Raw genomic sequence first — 202 nt, 5'->3', positions numbered from 1 at the left:
CGCGATCATGGCGACCCCGGAGACGTTCGTCGACTTCAGCCGCCAGCGCGGGCTCGCCGCGGACGGGCGCTGCAAGTCGTTCGCGGAGGGTGCGGACGGGACTGGCTGGGCCGAGGGCGCGGGCATGCTCCTCGTCGAGCGCCAGTCCGACGCCGTGCGCAACGGCCACCCGATCCTCGCCGTCGTGCGCGGTTCGGCCGTC

Annotated in this window: 1 protein-coding gene; it reads left to right on the top strand. The window is 74.8% G+C overall.

Annotated features, from left to right (window positions below):
• Positions 1–202: beta-ketoacyl synthase N-terminal-like domain-containing protein (locus IF43_RS37690; RefSeq protein WP_037891835.1), on the top strand; the 202-nt coding region annotated here is incomplete at both ends.

This window comes from Streptomyces sp. NRRL S-87, assembly GCF_000719335.1.
Classification (GTDB): domain Bacteria; phylum Actinomycetota; class Actinomycetes; order Streptomycetales; family Streptomycetaceae; genus Streptomyces.
The sequence above is the reverse complement of the archived record's forward strand: the minus strand, read 5'-3'. Positions and strand labels throughout refer to the sequence as shown.